At 62.7% G+C, this 19,413-nt stretch carries 11 protein-coding genes; 7 read left to right on the top strand and 4 right to left on the bottom strand.

All coding sequences use genetic code 11. The features are described from left to right. Nucleotides 1-23: 23 nt before the first annotated feature. The 3 genes from QMO82_RS21290 to QMO82_RS21280 all read right to left on the bottom strand — a co-directional run bounded on the left by QMO82_RS21290 (nt 24) and on the right by QMO82_RS21280 (nt 8,866). Nucleotides 24-6,446 (bottom strand): translocation/assembly module TamB domain-containing protein, encoded by a 6,423-nt coding sequence (locus QMO82_RS21290; protein WP_183608743.1) that lies wholly within the window; start codon nt 6,444-6,446, stop codon nt 24-26. Nucleotides 6,447-6,510: 64 nt separating this feature from the next. Beyond that, on the bottom strand, nt 6,511-8,439 hold the full coding sequence (locus tag QMO82_RS21285; RefSeq protein ID WP_183608675.1) for an autotransporter assembly complex family protein: 1,929 nt from the start codon (nt 8,437-8,439) through the stop codon (nt 6,511-6,513). A gap of 169 nt (nt 8,440-8,608) precedes the next feature. Beyond that, nucleotides 8,609-8,866, bottom strand: coding sequence for a YMGG-like glycine zipper-containing protein (locus tag QMO82_RS21280; RefSeq protein WP_065281468.1), 258 nt, complete (start codon nt 8,864-8,866; stop codon nt 8,609-8,611). Nucleotides 8,867-9,189: 323 nt separating this feature from the next. On the opposite strand from QMO82_RS21280, the gene hemA reads away from it, so the two are divergent. The 7 genes from hemA (at nt 9,190) to QMO82_RS21245 (ending at nt 17,940) form a co-directional block, all read left to right on the top strand. Beyond that, nucleotides 9,190-10,404 carry a 5-aminolevulinate synthase gene (gene hemA / locus QMO82_RS21275; RefSeq protein WP_183608744.1) on the top strand — a complete coding sequence of 405 codons (1,215 nt, stop codon included), beginning with the start codon at nt 9,190-9,192 and terminating at the stop codon, nt 10,402-10,404. Nucleotides 10,405-10,778: 374 nt separating this feature from the next. Beyond that, a complete protein-coding gene (locus QMO82_RS21270) occupies nt 10,779-11,756 on the top strand; it encodes a LacI family DNA-binding transcriptional regulator (RefSeq protein WP_183608745.1) in 978 nt (325 codons plus the stop codon). A gap of 54 nt (nt 11,757-11,810) precedes the next feature. Then, on the top strand, nt 11,811-13,049 hold the full coding sequence (locus QMO82_RS21265) for a sugar ABC transporter substrate-binding protein (RefSeq protein WP_183608676.1): 1,239 nt from the start codon (nt 11,811-11,813) through the stop codon (nt 13,047-13,049). Between the two features lie 73 nt (nt 13,050-13,122). Then, on the top strand, nt 13,123-14,040 hold the full coding sequence (locus QMO82_RS21260) for a carbohydrate ABC transporter permease (RefSeq protein ID WP_097618038.1): 918 nt from the start codon (nt 13,123-13,125) through the stop codon (nt 14,038-14,040). Beyond that, nucleotides 14,037-14,900 (top strand): carbohydrate ABC transporter permease, encoded by an 864-nt coding sequence (locus QMO82_RS21255; protein ID WP_183608677.1) that lies wholly within the window; start codon nt 14,037-14,039, stop codon nt 14,898-14,900. Before QMO82_RS21260 ends, QMO82_RS21255 begins: the two co-directional genes overlap by 4 nt. A 20-nt stretch (nt 14,901-14,920) precedes the next feature. Next, nucleotides 14,921-16,843 (top strand): glycoside hydrolase family 127 protein, encoded by a 1,923-nt coding sequence (locus QMO82_RS21250; protein ID WP_183608678.1) that lies wholly within the window; start codon nt 14,921-14,923, stop codon nt 16,841-16,843. 23 nt (nt 16,844-16,866) lie between these two features. Further along, a complete protein-coding gene (locus tag QMO82_RS21245; RefSeq protein ID WP_183608679.1) occupies nt 16,867-17,940 on the top strand; it encodes an ABC transporter ATP-binding protein in 1,074 nt (357 codons plus the stop codon). 36 nt (nt 17,941-17,976) lie between these two features. Here the strand turns inward: QMO82_RS21245 and dxr are convergent, their stop codons facing one another. Then, entirely contained in the window at nt 17,977-19,167 is a 1,191-nt protein-coding gene (dxr, locus tag QMO82_RS21240; protein ID WP_183608680.1) for a 1-deoxy-D-xylulose-5-phosphate reductoisomerase, read from the bottom strand. Nucleotides 19,168-19,413: the final 246 nt, after the last annotated feature.

The following is a 19,413-nucleotide window of genomic DNA, read 5'->3' as shown; positions in this document are numbered from 1 at the left end:
GTTCAAAGCCGCTGCGACGGGTATCAGTATTCCCGCTCGTAAACGATGCCCGCTTCGCCCTCACCGTTACCCCCGGCCGCGCCGCGCAGTTTGACGCCGCGGCCGACGTCGAGGTTGATCACCGCCTTGGCGCCGGCCGAGCCGCCCTGCTGCAATTCGAAATAGGTGCGGTCATTGAGATAGCGGCCGACGCTGACGCTCGTCTGGCCCTTGGAATCGGTGCTGATGTCGAGATCGTCGACGCCGAGCTGGTTGCGCAGGCCTTCGAAAAGCGAGGTGGAGCGGTTGCCGGCCAGCTGGCTCACGGCGTCGGCGAGCTGGGCGATTTGCACCGGCGAGAGCTTCGACATCGACTGGCCGAAGATCAGCTGCGCCAGCACTTCGTCCTGCGGCAGCTGGGGCGAGGAGGAGAAAGTGATGGCGGGGTCGGTGGCGAGGCCCGCGACATCGACGGTCAGCGTCGTCGAGCCGGAGGTTGAGGTCGCCTCCATATCGAGGGCCGGCGTCAGGTCGCCGGCAAAGGTGATCCGGCTTTTGTCGGTGAAATCCATACGGCGGTTGAGAATGGTCAGGCGCCCGCGACGCATGGTGAAACCGCCGGTCACGATGGGTGCAGCCGCCGTTCCGCCGATTGTCACGCGGCCACCGAGCTCGGCATCGATGCCGCGGCCGCGCACGAAGATATGCGAGGGCGCGTCGATTTCGAGATCGAGCGTGATCGTCGAGGATTTTTCGCCGGGTTTCCGCTCGCCGTCTTCTCGGAGCTGCGCAAGCACCGCTCGCGGCGCATTCTTGTGCCGGATGTCGATTTCACTGAGCGAGGTCGGCAATTTTTCCGGAACGGTAATCGAGGTCTTGTCCAGCCGAAGCTTGCCGCTCAGCGTCGCGCTCATGATCGGCCCACGCAGGCCCAGCGTTCCATTGACGGTGGAAACGACAAGGGTTCCGTCGACATAGACCGCCTTGTCGAGCTTGATCGAAATGTCGGCGGGAAAGCCGCCGGCCGGCTGGATGCCGATGGTGCCGCTCGCCGAGATCGTGCCGCCGCCGCCGAGAGTGCCGTTGAGGCGCGATATCACGGCCTGGCTGCCGTTGAAGGTCACTGCCGCCGTAAGATTGTTGACGGCAAGATTGCGCCGGACGTCGACGAGCTTCGCGCCTGAGGTCGAGACAGTGCCGTTGATGACGGGGACTGCGGCCGTTCCGCCGATCTGCAGGTTGACGGTGGCGACGCCGTCGGCGACAAGACCTTGTGCGGCAAGCGGGGCGCCGAGCACGGCGAAGGGAAGATTGCCGTTGAAGCGCATGTCGATGGCGCGGTTGCCTGTGATCATCACGCTGCCGCCGCCCTTCAGCGACATGCCGGCGTCGCCGGCAAGGCTGGTATCGACGGTCAGTTTGTTGCCGGCAAGCTTGCCCGAGGCGCCGATGGTGAGCGGCGAAAGGCCGGCGCCCTTCGTCTGGCTCGTCGCCGCATTCTTCCAGTCGACCTTGAAGTCGACGGACGGCGCCGATAGCGCGCCAGTGGCCTTTGCGGTCGCCGAGACCGCGCCCTCGGCGCCAAGACCGGGAACAAAGCCATTGGCGAGGCTGGCCGGGACGTTGGTGGCGTTCGCCGTGACGTCGACCGAGCGGATCGAGGTGCCGGCGATCGAAAGATTGCCGGTGGCTTTCAGCGCAATGCCGCCGCCACCGCTGAGATCGGCATCGAAATCGAGCCTGTCGCCGGCATATTTTCCCGTCGCCGCCAGTGCCAGCCGGGAAAGACCGGCAGCCTTGGTGTGACTGGTCGCGGCATCCTTCCAGTCGAGCTTGAAATCGACGATCGGATTTGCCGGCGTTCCCGACGTCACGGCGTTTGCCGAGAGCGTGCCCTCGGCACCGAGACCGGGAACGAAGGCATTGGCGATTTTGGCCGGCAGCGCCGGGATATCGGCATTGATCGAAAGGTCCCGGATCGCCGTTCCCGCGATAGTGACGCCGCCCGTCGCCTTGGCCAGAACGCCATCCTTGCCGGCGAGATTGGCGTCGAAATCGACCCGGTCATTGGCGAACTTGCCGGATGCCGCGGCACTCAGACCCGAAAGGCCGCTGCTCCTGGTCTGGGCGGTGGCGGCATTCCTCCAGTCGAGCTTGAAATCGACGGCCGGCTTTGGAAGCGCTCCAGACGCGGATGCCGTTCCCGAGACGGTGCCCTCTGCGGCAAGACCGGGGACGAAGCCGTTGGCGAGGCCGGCGGGCAAGTTGGAAAGATCGGCCTTGACGTCAAGGGCTTTAACCGAGGTGCCCGATATCGCAACGTTGCCGGCGGCCTTCAGCGACAGACCGTCCTTGCCGGCGAGATTGCCGTCGAAGTCGAGCCGGTTGTCGGCGAAGCGGCCGGATGCGGCAAGCGCCAGACCTGAGAGATGGGCGCTTCTGGTCTGGCTGGTTGCAGCATCCGTCCAGTCGAGCTTGAAGTCGGCTTTCGGTGCGGCGGGTGTGCCGGCGGCCGACACAGTGCCCGATATCGTGCCGCCGGCCGCCAGATCGGGAACGAAAGCATTGGCGAGGGCGGCCGGAACCTTGGCGATCTCGGCATCGACCTTGATGTTTTCGACCGTCGTGCCGGCGAGGGCGACATTGCCCGTGCTCTTCAGCGAGAGGCCTTCGTCGCCGCTGGCCGCTGCGTTGAAATCAAGCTTGTTGTCGGCAAATTTTCCCGATGCGGTCAGACCGAGAGCGGCAAGGCCGGCACGTTTCGTATGGCTGGTCGCAGCGTTTTTCCAATCGAGGTCGAAATTGGCGGTCGGAGCGGCAAGCGAGCCTGCGGCCGAGACCGTTCCGGAGATCGCGCCTTCGGCGGCGAGATCGGCGACGAAGCTGTTTGCGATATTCGCCGGAACATTCGCCAGTGCGGCGTCGACCTTGACGTTGCCGATCGTCGTGCCGGTGATGGCGACATTGCCATTTGCTTTCAGCGACAGGCTGTGGGCGCCTGATATCGCCGTGTCGAAATCGAGCTTGTTGTCGGCGAATTTTCCTGATGCCTTGACGGCGAGGCCGGCAAGGCCGGCGCGTTTCGTCTGGCTCGTCGCAGCGTTTTTCCAGTCCAGATCGAAATTGGCAGTGGGAACAGCGAGCGAGCCGGAGGCCGCTACCCTTCCTGAGATCGTCCCTTCGGCGGCGAGATCGACCACGAAGCTGTTTGCGATGCTTGCGGGAACATTTGCCAGCGCGGCGTCGACCTTGACGTTGCCGATCGTCGTGCCGGTGATGGCGACATTGCCGTTTGCTTTCAGCGAGAGGCTGTTGGCGCCTGATATCGCCGTGTCGAAATCGAGCTTGTTGTCGGTGAATTTTCCGGATGCCTTCAGGCCAAGATTCGCAAGGCCGGCGCGTTTCGTCTGACTCGTCGCGGCATTCTTCCAATCGAGATCGAAATTGGCCGTGGGCGCAGTGAGAGAACCGGAGGCCATCACTTTTCCTGTAATCGTGCCTTCGGCGGCGAGATCGGCAACGAAACCATTGGCGATGCGGGCGGGCAGGTTGAGGATATCGGCGTCGACATCCAGCACCGGTGCCTTGGGGTCGGCAAGCGCGACATTGCCGGCGGCCTTCAGCGACAGGCCGTCCTCACTGGCAACCGTGGTGTCGAAATCGAGTTTGTTGTCGGCAAATTTGCCGCCGGCGGCAATACCGAGCGGCGCCAGCCCGGCGCCCTTGGTCTGGCCGGTTGTCGCATCCTTCCAGTCGAGCTTGAAGTCGGCCACGGGTGCTGCCGGCGTTCCGGTCACGGCAATCGTTCCGGAGATCGTGCCGCCGGCGGAAAGGTTCGGCACGAAACCATTGGCGAGGGCTGCCGGCAGTTCGTGGATGTCGGCATTAAGCCTCAGCGTCTCGCCGGCGGAACCGGTGACGCTCACCGAGCCGGTGCCGGTCTTCAGCGTCAATCCGTTCAGGGTGGCGGTACCGCCGCTGATCGTGACCTCAGTTGGTGCGGCCAGTTCGACCGGGATGTTGCGCGGGCTTGCCGAGAAGCGGTTGAGGTTTACCGCGATCGTGCCGCCTGGTGCCTGGATATTGCCGGCGGCCAGCACCGGATGGCCGTCATAGGCGGCACTAAGATCGAAATCGGTCTGGTTCTGCTGCTTCGTGAAACCGAGCGAAAGGCCGGCGAGCCTGTTTTCTCCGGCAGTCACCGCGTCGGCCTTGACCGTGCCGTTTGCCGCAAGGGCGCTGAGATCGCTGACCGTGACATCGAATTCCGGCTTGACGATCGCAAGCCTATCGCGGCGGATCGAGCCCCCCGATGCAAGCAGCTTGAGTGCAATCTTGCCGCTGTCGCTCTCGACACCGAGCGAACCCTTGAGATCGCCCTCAATCTTTTGTCCGCCGAGTGCGGCGAGGAGGCCGACATTGGGGAAGTCGAAGGTCAGTGCGCCTGTCGGTTCCAGGGCGGGTGAGAATTCCAGATTGCCGGTCAGCCGGTTGCCGCCGATATCGGCGGTCAGCGCCGGAATGCTCGTCTTGCCGTCCTGAGAACTGATATCGCCGTTGATGCTGATCGGCTGGCCGTCGATCGTGCCGGTGGCGGCGATCTTGCCTTGCGGTGCCTTGGGATCGGCGAGGCCCGACAGGTCGATATTGAGGTTGCCGAACTTGCGGTCGGCCATCTCAAGGCTGGCAGCCTTGAGATTGGCCGTCACCGAGATTGCCGGGATCTCGCCGCCAAGTCTCAACGCATAAGCCGCCCCGCCACTGGCGCCTGTGACGAGTTTGCCGATGTCAGGCAGCCGGCCGGAGAGGTCGGCATTCAACATCTGGCCGTCGAGCGCGACGTTGCCGGCGGCTTCCAGCGTGCCGGATTTCAGGACGAGGTTGGACAGCGCGAATTTCGACGGGATGGTGCCGACCACCTGGCTTTCGAGCGAGATCGGTCCGTCGAACCTGCCTGTAACCGCGGCCGGCAGGGCTGCCGGTTCGACGGTGAGCTTGAGGTTGCCGGTCAGCGCCTGGTCTGCCAGCCGATAGGAGCCGTTGAGGCTGCCGTTGATATTGGCGCTTTCGACCGTGGTGCCGTTGAAGCCGATGCTGCCGGGCGAGATCTGCAGCGGCGAAGCGATCGTGACGGGGCCCTGGACGGCGCGGTTGAGGTTCGGCTCGGCAAAGGTCATGTCGCCGGCAACGAGGCGCAGCTGGACGCTGCCGGAACGGGCGGCGAGATTGAAGGCGTCGCTCTTGGCCGTCAGCTTGACGTTACCGATATCGGCCTGCGGCAGGGTTGCGGTGTCGAGCGAGCCGCTGACGTTCAGCCGGGCCGCCTGCGCATCGCCTGTCAGCGCCAGGTTAAGGCCCGATATCAGGAAGCGCGCTTCGCCTTCGGCGAGCGGCCAGCGAAAATCGACAGGCCCGGACGTGCCGAGTAGATTGGCGTTCAGGCTGTTGTTGCCGGCCGGATCAAGGGTGCCGGACGCGGCGATCACGACGCTGCCGGTGGCAATATTGCCGGTCTGGATATCGATCTTGCCGTGGTCGTCGAAGGTGGTGGCAAGATCGATATTGGTCTGGCCGGCAAAAAGCGGCCGGAATGGCGACGGCAGCAGCGAACTCAGGTCACCGCCGCCCTTGAGGTCGAGGTGGTGCAGTCCGTCTGCGGTGATCTGATGCCGGGTCTCGATTGCGGCACGCTGCTGCCCGTCGAGGGCGGCTTGCAATTTGCCTTTCCAATCGGATATCGGCCCCTGGCCGTCGAGATCGATGTTGACGGCGGGACTGTCCGGCAGGCCGAGAAAGCCGGCGACCAGCCCGCCCTTCGGCTCGGAAAGCTGCGCTTTCACCCGCAGCCGGTTTTCGGCCGGCGCGTAAGCGATGTCGGCGGCAAGCCGCGCATCCGGCACCGCGTGACGGCTGACATTGACGATCGCCTCGCCGCCATCGCCGTTTGCCGAAAGGCTGCCTTCGGCGGCGAGCGCGAAGGCGCGCCCGGCAAAGGGTTCGGCAAGTTTGATATCGGGCAGCGCGACACGATCGATGTCGACCTTGATCGGAAGAGTAAAGCCGCCGGAATTTTCTGCTCCGGGCCGCGAGGGCAGGGTGCGCACCGGCTTGCGCAGTACCTCGATCGCCTCGATCTCGAAGCGTTTGGCGTGGAAGGTGCCGGTCAGCAGCGCCAGCGGGTTCCAGTCGATCGCGATGCCGTGAACTTCCGCAAACACGCCCCTGGTGTCGGAGATGGTGATTTCGGCGGCGCGAAGCCCGCCGGTCAAAAGACCTTGCGGTTCGCGCACTTCGATCGTCATGTCGCGGTTGGAAAGCGTGGAGGCTATCTTTTCGGTGACGATACGAGCGCCGAAGGCGGTGAAGCCGAAGATCGCAAGTGCCGCGACAGCGAGAATCAAAGCGGCGCCGGCGACATAGCCGGTGAGCCGTATGACCCAGGTGACGATTTTTGCCAGCATTTGCATCGGTGCGGACACTACCCCGTTTTCATGACGGCCACAGATCGAAAAACGCAGCTAAACGGCAATTCTAGAAGGATTGACCGATGCCCGCATAGATTCCGTAATCTGTGCCACCTTCGTACTTGTTCAGCGGCATGGCAAAATCAAGCCGCAGCGGGCCGAAAGGCGTCGCATATCGTATTCCCGCACCGGCGCCGGCGCGGATATCGGAAAAACCCGGAAAGGTGCTGTCCGAGACGGTGCCGACATCGATGAAGGGCACGACGCCGATCGTATCGGTGATCTTGATGCGGGCCTCCAGCGAGCCGGTCACATAGGAGCGGCCGCCGGTGGCATCGTCATTGTCGTTATAGGGCGAGATTTCCTGATAGCTGTATCCGCGCACGGAGCCGCCGCCGCCGGCAAAGAAGCGCTGCGTGGCGGGAATATCCCCAATGCTGTCGCCGCCGATCAGGACGCCAGCGGCAACCTTGCCGGCCAGCACCACGCCGTCTTCCTGGCCGAACGGCAGATAGCCGGAGATCGAGCCCTCGAATGCCGCATAGGGCGTGGCATTGAAGATTTCGTAGCCAGGCTTTGCCGAGAATGTCGCGCGATAACCCTCCGTGGGGTTGAACTTGTCGTCGCGTGCGTCGCGATCATATTGGATCGGCAAGGTGAAGGTCAGATAGTCGTTCTCGCCGAAGGCGTCATCATCGCGCTCCCAGCTGACCTCGCCGCTCGCCGAGACCGTGTCCCGGTCGGTCAATTCGTAGGAAAGGCCGAGCGAGGCGGTGACGAGCGTCGCATTATAGGCATCCGGATTTTCGGTCTTGGCGACGATGCCGGCCTTCAGGGTGGCGGCGGGGAAGAAGGCACCGGGCTTGGTGAAAAGGATGCCGGCGGAATAGTCGAGACTGCCGACATCCGTGGTTTCGCCAAGCCGCGAGACCGATCCCTCGATCCGCAGCGTTTCGGCTTCGCCAAACAGGTTGCGGTGGCCCCAATAGCCCTGAACGCCGAAGCCGTCGGTGGTGGAATATTGCGCGCCAACGCCGAAATAGCGCCGCTTGCCTTCGGAAACCTCGATCGTCATCGGCAGGGTACCGTCCGGCGCCAGCGCATCGCCTTCGTGAATGGTGACGCTCGAAAAGACGCCGAGGGCGCGAAGCCGCTCGCCGGCTTTCTTCAGCGCTTCCGGGGAATAGGCTTCGCCCTTGTTCAGCCGGGAATAACGCTGGATGAAAGCCGGCTTGACGGTCTTTTCACCGGTGACGCCGACATCGCCGATCGGGGCGACCGGGCCACCTTCGGCAGCAAGGACGATATCGACGGTATCGCTGTTGTGATCGGCGACGACCTTGCGTTCGGTCAGCTTCGCAAAGGGCCGGCCCTCGCTCTTCAGCTGTTCGACGATCTTGTCGCCGGCCTTGATGATGGCAAGCGAGCCGGCCTGCGCGCCCGGGGCAAGATCGTAATCGGCAGGATTGTGGTTTGCGGCATCGCCGCCGAACTGGACCTCCCTGACCTTGAAAACCGGGCCGGGAGCAATGTTGACGGTGACGGGGATCGGACCGGACCGGTCGAATGTCGGATTGGGCGGCAGGTCGTCGATATTCCTGCCGTCGATGGTGATCGTCACCACGCCGCCATAACGGGCCTTTTCATACAGAGTGGCGATCAGCCGCTCACGGTCGTCGCGCGCCTTGACGACGATGCCGAGATCGCCGGACACCGGCAGTTTCTGGTCACCGAGGAGACGGGAACTGTTTTCCAGGGCTTCTTTGAGGTCGGGATCGGCGGTATCGGCTTTGAGGTCGACATGGTAGCGCACCGGATCGGGCACCTGTTGACCTTCCTCCTCCTCCTTGCCGAAAATGGTGATGCCAAAAAGCTTGAAGGCGTAAGCGTCGCCGATCAGGACCGGTGAGAACGCAGCTGCCGCTGCGACCACCATCATGGTGCCTGTTCGCCGATACGCAATACCTGTTTTCGGGCCTGTCCCTCTGATCCGCATCCGCCGCTTTTGGTTATGCCTACAATGAAGCTTCGTTGCCCAGCCGTGAACAGCTTAGCGGCAAAATCGCGCGGGGTGTACCATTTTAAATTGCCAACGCGCTAATTTAGCACAAAAAATCCCGGACCTGTGTCCGGGATTTACTGAGTTTGCCGATTGCCTGGCGCTCTCAGCGCGGGCAAGTATCGATGTAGCGGCGGCCGTAGCGGTCGCGATAGTAGCACTGGCCGGGCTGTTCGGCGACGCTGCCGATCAGGGCGCCGGACACGCCGCCAATAGCGGCGCCGACCGCCGCGCCACGAACGTTGCCGGTGACCGCGCCGCCGATGACGGCGCCCGATGCAGCGCCGATACCGGCGCCCTGCTGGGTCGGCGTGCAGCTTGCGATCGACAGGCCGATCAATGCGAGTATGACAACTTTCTTCATCTTTTCTCTCCGAGGTTGTTGCCCAGCGGGCAAAGGCCGTCCCTTTATTTTTTGTCAGGCTAGACCGAAAACTATGTCGGAAGAAAGGGTTGTCCACCGGTACGCCGATTTTTTTGCGATACCGGCCGTCGCCGTGCCTCACGCGATTGGCCAATTCCGTCGGATCTGGCGCATCAATTTCATCGATTGCGGCGGGCAGATTTTTTATCTGGAATCATTCAAAAAACTGGTCCTTTTGCCGCAGTTGATGGTAAAGCAAAGGGTAAGCATTGACGCGCGGACGTCCGGTCGGCAAGAACGGCCGCGCGATACTGGAGCATATGATGGATTTCGAAGCGTTTTTCAAAAACGAGCTGGACGGGCTTCATGCCGAGGGCCGTTACCGCGTTTTTGCCGATCTCGAACGTCACCGCGGCAACTTTCCGCGCGCGACGCGCCATACGGCCGATGGCCAAAAGGAAGTCACGGTCTGGTGCTCCAACGACTATCTCGGCATGGGCCAGCATCCGAAGGTGATCGAGGCGATGAAGAACGCCATCGACCACTGTGGTGCGGGTGCGGGAGGCACCCGGAATATTTCTGGCACCAACCACTATCACGTCATGCTCGAGCGTGAGCTGGCCGATCTGCACGGCAAGGAATCAGCGCTGATCTTCACGTCGGGCTATGTATCGAACTGGGCGGCCCTCGGTACGCTCGGCGCCAAAATCCCCGGTCTCGTCATCTTCTCCGACGCGCTCAACCATGCCTCGATGATCGAGGGCATCCGTTATGCCAAGTGCGACAAGGTGATCTGGAAGCACAACGACCTGGCCGATCTCGAAGCCAAGCTCAAGGCCGCCGATCCGAAGGCGCCGAAGCTGATTGCCTTCGAGAGCGTCTATTCGATGGACGGCGATATCGCCCCGATCAAGGAGATTTGCGATCTCGCCGACAAATACGGGGCGATGACCTATCTCGACGAAGTCCATGGCGTCGGCATGTACGGCCCGCGCGGCGGCGGCATTGCCGAGCGCGAGGGGCTGATGGACCGGCTGACGGTGATCGAGGGCACGCTCGGCAAGGCTTTCGGGGTGATGGGCGGTTATATCGCCGCATCGGCCGCCCTTTGCGATTTCATCCGGTCGTTTGCCTCCGGCTTCATCTTCACCACGGCGCTGCCGCCGGCATTGGCCGCCGGCGCCGTCGCCTCGATCCAGCACCTGAAGGTCAGCCAGTTCGAGCGCGCCCGCCATCAGGACCGGGTCCGCAAACTGAGGGCGCTGCTCGACCAGAATGGCATTCCGCATATGCCCAATCCGAGCCATATCGTGCCGGTGCTGGTCGGCGATGCGGCCAAGTGCAAGTGGATCTCCGACCTGCTGCTCGACAATTGCGGCGTCTATGTCCAGCCGATCAACTATCCGACCGTACCGAAGAAGACCGAGCGCCTGCGAATCACGCCGACGCCGCTGCATTCCGATGCCGATATCGCCCATCTGGTCGAGGCGCTGCATTCGCTCTGGTCGCGCTGCGCATTGGCAAGGCACGTCGCCTGATATTTTCATGATCGCTTGGGTTTGAACCGTCATTCAGGGCCTCCACCAGAGGCCCTGATGGCGTTCGATTTGCGCGCCAAGATCCCACCGCACATCCGCTTTACCCGGACAAGAGCATCCGGCGCTGCCGTTTTGAGAAACCGCGCCGGTCTCCGCGGCCGGGCATCTCGCCAGCCGGCTTGACTGACGCGGATCGATCTTTCTTTCTACACCTTCCTTGCTGCAGCCCGCGCCTCGATCCATCGCTCGAATTGCATGAGAAAACCTTTTCTCACTTGACATCGATGTTGGTAAAAGCTTTTCTCATGCCACTTCAGAAGGAGGAAGGTCTGAACATATCGGGAGGAAAAAGAGGCAGGATCACCATCCATGAGGTGGCGTCGGCTGCCGGGGTGAGCATTTCGACGGCGTCGAAGGCTCTCAACGATACCGGCCGGATGGGAGCGGAAACGCGCGAGCGGGTGAAGCGGATCGCCGGCGAAATCGGGTATCGGCCGAATGCGCTGGCGAGAGGTCTTCTCAGCAAGCGCAGCTTCACCATCGGGCTGCTGACCAACGACACCTACGGCCGTTTCACGCTGCCTGTCATGGCGGGAATTTCGGACGCTCTCGTCGATCATGGGGTTTCGGTTTTCCTCTGCGCCATCGAAGACGATCCGGCGCTAGCCCAGATCCATGTCGATGCGATGCTGGACAAGCAGGTCGACGGCATCATCGCGACGGGAAAACGCCTGGACAGACGTCTGCCCGTCGATCTGTCGAATTTGCTTGTGCCCGTCGTCTACGCCTTCACGGAGGGGACGCGGAACAGCGTTACCTTCCGTTCGGACGACGAACAGGGTGCTAGGCTGGCGGTGGAATGGCTCGTCAAGGCCGGGCGACGGCGGATCGCGCATATCACCGGGCCGGAGGAATTCTTTTCGGTGCGCGAACGGGCCGGCGCCTATCACGAGGTCGCAGGTCACCGCGAACCGGTGCTCTACGGCGTCTGGTCGGAAAGCTGGGGTCATGAGGCGGTCGAACAGCTTTGGAAGAGGCCGGGAGAAAAACCGGATGCGCTCTTCTGCGGCAATGACCAGATCGCCCGCGGCGCGGTGGATGCGTTGCGCGAGCGCGGCGTCAATGTGCCGCGCGATGTTTCGGTCATCGGCTTCGACAATTGGGAGATTGTCGCGGCGCAGACGCGGCCGCCGCTGACGACGGTGGATATGGAGCTGAAGGAGCTCGGGCGGCAGGCCGGATTGACGGTGCTGGCGCTCGCGGAAGGACGGCCTGTCGAGCCGGGTGTGCGGAAATTGCCGTGCCGGCTGATCGTCCGGCAGTCATGCGGGGGGAAAGCCCCCGGGGAATGAGCGTAAGGGAATGAGCAAAGGCGCAGGGAGATGCGCCATATCGGGAGGAGTGTCATGATCAAGCGTCTATTGGCGGCGACCAGCATCGCTACCTTGTGCCTGTTTTCGGCCGCGTCAGCCGCCGAGAATGTCGAAATGTGGGTTCGCACGGGGATCGGCGACTCCTTCAAGAAGGTGGTCGAGGCCTATAATTCCAGCCACGACAACAAGGTCGTGGTGACCGAGGTGCCGTTCTCCGAGCTGGTGCAGAAATATGCGACGGCAATTGCCGGCGGACAGGCGCCCGACGCCCTGTCGATGGATCTCATCTACAATCCTGCCTTTGCCGCGGCCGGCCAGCTGGAAGACCTGACGGACTGGGCAAAATCGCTGCCCTATTTCAACGCGCTGTCCCCGTCGCATGTCCGCCTCGGCACCTATCAGGACAAGATTTACGGCCTGCCGCTCTCTGTGGAAACATCGGTCTTCGCCTGGAACAAGGATCTCTACAAGAAGGCCGGTCTCGACCCGGAAAAGGCGCCGGCAAGCTGGGACGAAATCACCGCCAATGCGGAGAAGATCCGGGCACTCGGTGACGATACCTACGGCTTCTATTTCTCCGGCGGCGGCTGCGGCGGCTGCATGATCTTCACCTTTACGCCGCTCGTCTGGGGTGCGGGCACCGACATTCTGTCGGCCGACAGCAAGACGGCGACCCTCGATACGCCTCAGATGCGCAAGGCCGTCGACATCTACCGCAACATGGTCAAGAAGGACCTGGTGCCGGCGGGTGCCGCCAGCGACAACGGCGCGAACTTCTTGACCTTCACCAACGGCAAGATCGGTCAGCAAAGCCTCGGCGCCTTTGCCATCGGCACGCTGGTGACCCAGCATCCCGACATCAACTTCGGCGTGACCCTCATTCCCGGCGTCGACGGCAAGCCGTCGTCCTTTGCCGGCGGCGACAACTTCGTCGTCACCAAAGGCACCAAGAAGATCGACGTGGTGAAGGAATTCCTCGAATATATCTATTCGATGGACGGCCAGAAGATCATGGCTAAATATGGCAGCCTGCCGACGCGCGGCGATATCGCCGACAAGGTGCTGGAGGGTCTCGATCCGCGCATGCAGGTCGGCCTCAAGGCGATTGCCGTCGCCAAGACGCCCTATACGCTGCAGTTCAACGACCTGATCAACAGCGCCAACGGCCCGTGGGCAAGTTTCACCAACGCCGCGATCTTCGGCGACGACGTCGACGGTGCGTTTTCGAGCGCCCAATCGGAAATGCAATCGATCATCGATAGCGGCCAATAACTCTCCCTCGGCCGCGGCCGGGGAGCGGTGGCAGCTTCCCGGCCAATTTCAATTGACAGATGCGGAGCGTTTGATGACCGGTTCCGGTTCAGAGACACTATTGCCTCGGCGCAGGCGACGGCGCAGATCGAACTGGCGCGGCCTTGCCTATATCGCGCCTGCCATGGCGCTGGTCATCGTCTTCTTCATCATGCCGGTTGTCTTCACGGGATGGATGAGCCTGCACAACTGGCCGCTGATGGGCGCGTCGCGCTGGATCGGCTTCAACAACTATTACCGCATGATCAACGACACCCGTTTCATGACGGCGCTGAATTTTACCGCCTATTACACCGTGATCGTCACCATCGCGATCTTCGCCGTCGCCTTTCCGCTGGCCATTTTCGTCGAAAAGGAACGGCAGTTCGTCAGCGCCTATCGCACGATCATCTTCCTGCCCGTCGTCGTCGGCCTTGCCACCGCCTCGCTGCTCTGGGTCTGGCTTGCCAATGTCGATAGCGGCTTCATCGGTCCGGCCTTGAAAGCGCTCGGTCTCCTGGAAAAGAGCCCCAATCTGCTTGCGACCTTCGACACCGCCTTCCTGACCGTCGTGGTGATGGTCGTCTGGAAGATCGCAGGCTTCACCATGATCATTCTGCTGACCGGGCTGCAGGCCATTCCATCTGAGCTGACGGAGGCGGCCCGCATCGACGGCGCCGGCCGCTGGCAGCGTTTCCGGCATCTGACGCTGCCGCTGATGCGCAAGACGATCGCACTGGCGCTGATCGTCTCCGTCACCGGTTCGATCCTCGCCTTCGACCAGTTCTACATCATGACGGCGGGCGGACCGCAGAACAAGATGATCTCGGTGGTCTACTACATCTTCAACCAGTCCTTCGTGTCGTTCAATCTCGGTTACGGCGCGGCACTCTCGATTGTGCTTCTCGCCATCCTGATGGCCATCAGCATCGTGCAGCTCTGGCTGCTGCGCGTCGGGGAGGAGCGTCCATGAGCACCTCAAGGGAACGTCGCGCCCGCAAGGCGATCCGGACGAAATCGGCCTATCATCTCACCGGCATCGTCATCTCGATCTTCTTTCTCGCGCCCTTCGTGATTACGCTGCTCGCCTCCTTCCGGCCGGGCGCCGAGGCCAGCCTGCCGCCTCTGCCGCCATGGCCGACCTCAGGCGTCAGCTTCGATGCCTATGCGCTGCTCGATACGTTCGGCGCCGGCATCTGGCGGCACATGATCAATTCGCTGTTCGTTTCGATCGCCACCGTGGTGCTGACCGTCGCCGTCAGCCTGCTCGCCGGCTACGGTTTCTCGCGGTATCGCTTCCCGATGAAGAATGCGCTCTTCGTGCTGATCATCGCGACGCTGATGATCCCGTTCCAGTCGATCCTGACGCCGCTCTTCATCATCCTGGCAAAGCTCGGCCTCAACAACTCGCTGCTCGGGCTGACGCTCGTCTATGTAACGCTGCAATTGCCCTTCTCGGTCTTCATGATGCGCAACGCCTTCGATGCGGTGCCGAAGGAGATCGAAGAGGCCGCGCGCATCGACGGCGCGCGCGACCTCAGGCTCTTGGTCCGGGTTCTGTTGCCGCTGGTGCTTCCCGGCGTCGCGACGGTGGCGATCTTTGCCTTCCTCAATGCCTGGAACGAGTTTCTGGCCGCCCTCGTGCTGCTTTCCAGCAACGAGAAATACACTTTGCCGGTGCTGATGACGGCGGTTCGCGCCGGACGGCTCGGCGCCATCAACTGGGGAGCGGTGCAGGCCGGTGTCGTCGTCATGACGATCCCCTGCCTGATCGTCTTCCTGCTCCTGCAACGCTACTACATGCGCGGGCTGATGGCCGGCGCGGTGAAATGATCCTAGAGAAAGTCGAGCCCATGACCAAATCAGCCAATGACCGCCAGTTTCGTCCCGTCGCCGTTCCCGATGTCGAGCTCGGCGGCTTCTGGGGCAAATGGCAGGACGCCATCTGCAATTCCACTGCCGAAACCCTGCTCGACCGCTGCGTCGAGGCCGGCATGCTGAAGGCGATCGACGTCAACCAGCCGAGCCCCGGTGTCGTCATTCCCATTCAGCCCTGGGGCGGGACGACGCAGATGTTCTGGGATTCCGACCTCGGCAAGTCGATCGAGACCATCGCCTATTCGCTCTATCGCCGGCCGAATCCGAAGCTGGAGGCGCGCGCCGACGAAATCATCGACATGTATGAGAGACTGCAGGACAAGGACGGCTATCTGAACGCCTGGTTCCAGCGCGTCGAGCCCGCCCGCCGCTGGACCAACCTGCGCGACCATCACGAGCTCTATTGCGCCGGCCATCTGATGGAGGCCGCGGTCGCCTATTATCAGGCGACCGGCAAGCGCAAACTGCTCGACATCATGTGCCGCTTTGCCGATTACATGATCAAGATCTTCGGCCATGGCGAAGGCCAGATCCCCGGTTATTGCGGCCATGAGGAAATCGAACTGGCGCTGGTCAAGCTCGCCCGTGTCACGGGCGAGCAGAAATATCTCGACCTGTCGAAATACTTCATCGACGAACGCGGCTCCGAGCCGCACTTTTTCACGGCCGAGGCCGCTCGCGACGGCCGGAGCGCCGCCGACTTCCATCAGAAGACCTATGAATATGGCCAGGCGCACCAGCCGGTGCGCGCGCAGACAAAGGTCGTCGGCCACGCGGTGCGCGCCATGTACCTCTATTCCGGCATGGCCGACATCGCCACCGAATATAAGGACGACAGCCTGACGGCGGCGCTGGAAACCCTCTGGGACGATCTAACCACCAAGCAGATGTACATCACCGGCGGCATCGGGCCGGCGGCGTCCAACGAAGGTTTCACCGACTATTACGATCTGCCGAACGCCACCGCCTATGCCGAGACCTGTGCCTCGGTCGGCCTGGTGTTCTGGGCAAGCCGCATGCTCGGCCGCGGTCCAGACCGGCGCTACGCCGATATCATGGAGCAGGCGCTTTATAACGGCGCGCTGCCCGGTCTTTCCACAGACGGCAAGACTTTCTTCTACGACAATCCGCTCGAAAGCGCCGGCAAGCACCACCGCTGGAAATGGCATCATTGCCCCTGCTGCCCGCCGAACATCGCCCGGCTGGTAACCTCGATCGGCTCCTACATGTATGCCGTTGCCGATGACGAAATCGCTGTGCATCTCTATGGCGAGAGCACCGCGCGGCTGAAGCTTGCCAACGGCGCTGTGGTGGAACTCGAGCAGGTGACCAATTATCCGTGGGACGGTGCGATCGCCTTTACCACCAGGCTGGAGAAGCCGGCGACATTCGCGCTGTCGCTGCGCATTCCCGATTGGGCGGAGGGTGCTACCCTCAGCGTCAATGGCGAGATGCTCGATCTCGATGCCAATATCCGCGACGGATATGCCAGGATCGATCGCGAATGGGTCAGCGGCGATCGTGTCGCCTTCTACCTGCCGCTGGCGCTCCGCCCGCAATATGCCAATCCGAAAGTGCGCCAGGATGCCGGCCGCGTCGCCTTGATGCGCGGCCCGCTCGTCTATTGCGTCGAGACGACCGACAATGGCGACGATCTCAACGCCATCGTCCTGCCGCGCGAGCTGCCGGCCGCCGAAACCGTCGTGCTGAAGGATCTCAACGATGCGGTCGCCCTCGATCTCAAGGTCGAGCGCGAGGAGACGTCGAATTGGGGAACGCCGCTCTACCGCAAGGCTCCGGCCGAACGGCAGGTCGCTACGGCGCGTTTCGTGCCCTATCATCTCTGGGACAACCGCGCGCCCGGGGAGATGCTCGTCTGGGTCCAGTCGGACAAGTAGGTCGTTTGGGGATGACGAACGGTATGGCTAACAAGAGCGTCGTGCTCCAGGACGTGCGAAAAAGCTATGGCAATCTGCAGGTGGTCCACGGCATCGACCTGACGATCGAGGAGGGTGAATTCGTCGTCTTCGTCGGCCCGTCCGGCTGCGGAAAATCGACGCTTCTTCGCATGATCGCCGGCCTTGAGGACGTGACCGACGGCGAGGTCGAGATCAAGGGACGGATGGTCACCGATCTCGATCCGTCCGAACGCGGCATCGCCATGGTCTTCCAGTCCTACGCGCTCTATCCGCATATGAGCGTGCGCGACAACCTGGCCTTCGGGCTGAAGATGGCGCGCACCAATGCCGCCGAGATAGAGACGCGGGTGAAGGCCGCGTCCGCCATCCTGAAGATCGACCATCTTCTCGACCGCCGGCCGGGCCAGCTTTCCGGCGGCCAGCGGCAGCGTGTGGCGATCGGCCGGGCGATCGTGCGCAAGCCCGATGTCTTCCTGTTCGACGAACCGCTGTCCAATCTCGATGCGGAACTGCGCGTGTCGATGCGCATCGAGATCGCCCGCCTTCACCGCGAGCTCGGCAACACGATGATCTATGTCACCCACGACCAGACGGAGGCGATGACGCTCGCCGACAAGATCGTCGTGCTGCGCGACGGCCGGGTCGAACAGGCCGGAACGCCGCGGCAGATCTACGAGGATCCCGCCAATACCTTTGTGGCGGGTTTCATCGGCTCGCCGAGGATGAACCTGTTGAATGCCCGTTGGGGTGAGGGCGCCCTGGTGGAGGTCGCCGGCCGACGCATCGAAAGCGGCCTGCCGCCGGCAGACAGGCCGGTGGGCGCCGCGGTGACGCTCGGTCTGCGGCCGGAGCATCTGAAGGTGGCATCCGTGCCGTCGGGCAGCCTGACGGCCAGGGTCGATTTTTCGGAGTATCTCGGGGGAACGCAGTATCTTTATTGCCAGCTTGCCGATGGCCAGTCGCTCACCGTCGAGCATCGGTCACCGATCAGCATCGCGGCGGGCAAAGAGGTCAGCCTGCTGTTCGAACCATCGGATTGCCGATTGTTCGATGAGGGTGGCAACCGGCTGCGATAAGCGCGCGCTGGTGATGACAGGCGGTCGGCGCCACCTTCACCCGGCGACGGCGAGCTTCATCAGATCACCGGCCCTTTGCCGCGCCTGCCTGTCAGCGGCGAAGACATCGTCCATATCGGCTGCCGGCGGCAGGCCGGCCAGATAGTCCATGACCCTCTCGGTGATTTCGGCCATGGCGAGGAAGGGCAGCCGCCCTTCGATGAAGGCTTCGAGCGCCACTTCCTTGGCGCCGTTCAACACGGCGCCCTGAACGCCGCCGCGCGTCATCGCCAGGCGCGCCAGCCGCAGCGCGGGAAACCGCACCTCGTCCGGCGCCTCGAAATCCAGCCTGGCGAGCTTGGCGAAATCCAGCCGCTCGATCGGCAGGTTCGGCCGGCGCGGAAAGGACAGGGCATAGCCGATGGCCGTGCGCATGTCGGGCGCGCCGAGCTGGGCCAGCACCGACCCGTCGGTATAGCCGACCATGGAATGGATGATCGATTGCGGATGGAAGATGACTTCGATCTGTTCGGGCGTCAGGCCGAACAGATGCCGGGCTTCGATCATTTCCAGCGCCTTGTTGAACATCGAGGCGCTGTCGATCGAGATTTTCAATCCCATCGACCAGTTGGGGTGGGCGCGCGCGGTTTCCACCGTCACATCCGCCATCTCTTTGAGCGAGGCGGTGCGGAAGGGGCCGCCTGATGCCGTGAGGATGACGCGCTCGATGGCGTGGCGCTGGTTCTCTTCCAGCACCTGGAAAATCGCATTGTGCTCGCTGTCGACGGGGAGCAGCCGGCCGCCGCCTTGGCGGACGGCTGCGATGAAGAGATCGCCGGCCGAGACCAGGCATTCCTTGTTGGCAAGGGCGATATCGGCGCCGCGGCGCGCAGCTGCAAGTGTTGGCGCCAGGCCCGCGGTGCCGACGATTGCCGCCATCACCCAGTCGGCTTCGCGTTCGGCCGCTTCCATCAGGCCGGATTTTCCCGAGGCAACCGCGATGCCGCTGCCGGAAAGTTCGGTCTTCAGTGATTGGTAATGCCGGTCATTTGCCGTCACCGCCAGCCGCGCGCCTGATAATTTGGCCTGCCGGGCCAGCAATTCGACGTTGCCGTTGCCGGTCAGCACGGAAATTTCGAAGTTCTCCCGCCCACCCAGATGATCGACGACATTGAGCGTGTTCCGGCCGATCGAACCGGTCGAGCCGAAGATGCTAAGGCGCCGCGGCGCGGTTTTGCCGGTCATCATATGCAATTTCGCGAAAAATTTCTCTCGTAGGCTCAGGCTCTACTAGGCTTTGCAAGGGGCGGCAAGTGTGCGGTGCAGCAGATTTCTACCGCTGAGGGGTTTACAGAACAGCCGGCGGATGTGACCCTTATGACATTGCTCGAGGAATCGAGCTTCGCGGGCGGTCGGTGATGGCCGCATGGGCAATTCGGGGTGCTGCGGCGCCCAGGCACTCGGTGCCGCCGGCCTTCCGGCAAACATTAAATC

This window comes from Rhizobium sp. BT04 (assembly GCF_030053135.1).
Lineage (GTDB): Bacteria > Pseudomonadota > Alphaproteobacteria > Rhizobiales > Rhizobiaceae > Rhizobium > Rhizobium binxianense.
Note: the sequence above shows the minus strand (reverse complement) of the source record. Positions and strands in the feature narration are given on the sequence as shown.